Here is a 1,103-nt window from a genome sequence, read left to right as displayed (position 1 = left end):
GCGTACATCGAGGAGATTGCCGCAGCGGTGCTGCGTCGGTGGCCCGGGACTCTTGAGCTGCCGGAGGCGGAGGCCCTCGCCGCGTTTCGGACGGTGGGCACGGCGCTGATGTTCGACGAGATCAAGACGTCGCTCGCCGCGTTCGGTACCCATTTCGACGTGTACTTCAACGAGAAGGACCTGCACGAGCAAGGGGACTTGGAGGCCGCTGTCGCCCGTCTGCGGGAGGGCGGCCATGTCTTCCAGGACGCCGGCGCTGTCTGGCTGCGCACCACGGACTTCGGTGACGACAAGGACCGGGTCCTGGTCAAGAGCGACGGTTCCTGGACGTACTTCACCGCGGACTGCGCGTACTACCTCAACAAGCGGTCCCGGGGCTTCGAACGGGTCGTCATCATGCTCGGGGCCGACCACGCGGGTTATGTGGGCCGAATGCGGGCCATGGCGGCCTGCTTCGGTGACGACCCGGACACGCACCTGGAGATCCTGATCGGCCAACTGGTCAACCTCGTCAAGGACGGGGAGCCGGTCCGGATGAGCAAGCGGGCGGGCACGGTGCTCACGCTGGACGACTTGGTCGAGGCGGTCGGTGTGGACGCGGCGCGGTACGCGCTCGCACGGGCCAGTGTGGACACGGTGATCGACCTCGACATCGACCTGCTCACCCGGCAGTCGAACGACAACCCTGTCTACTACGTCCAGTACGCGCACACGCGGTTGTGCGCCGTGCAACGCAGGGCCCAGGCAGCAGGGATCGACAAGGGCGCGCCGCAGGACTTCGACCCCCGCCTGCCCAGCCATGACCGGGAGGCCGACCTGCTGGCCGTGCTGGCCGAGTTCCCGCAGGTCGTAGCGGCTGCCGCCACGCTGCGCCAGCCGCATCGGGTCGCGCATTACCTGGAGCGGCTGGCTGGCACGTACCACCGCTTCTACGACGTTTGCCGGGTCCTGCCGCGGACCGGGGAGGAACCGGATGACCTCACCTGTGCCCGGCTGTGGTTGACGGAAGCCAGCACGCTGGTGCTGCGCAATGGGCTGCGGCTGCTCGGAGTCTCGGCACCGGAGCGAATGTGAGTACGGACCGCTGCCCACTCCCCGCTAAG

1 protein-coding gene is annotated in these 1,103 nt (G+C 67.9%); it reads left to right on the top strand.

Going from position 1 to position 1,103, the window contains the following annotated elements:
• On the top strand, nucleotides 1-1,074 hold a 1,074-nt coding region (locus tag NON19_RS33015; RefSeq protein WP_255932959.1), incomplete at its 5' end, for an arginine--tRNA ligase.
• Between the last annotated feature and the right edge of the window lie 29 nt (nucleotides 1,075-1,103).

The organism is Streptantibioticus rubrisoli (genome assembly GCF_024436055.1).
GTDB classification, from domain to species: domain Bacteria; phylum Actinomycetota; class Actinomycetes; order Streptomycetales; family Streptomycetaceae; genus Streptantibioticus_A; species Streptantibioticus_A rubrisoli.
This window is presented reverse-complemented; position numbering and strand designations above follow the sequence as displayed.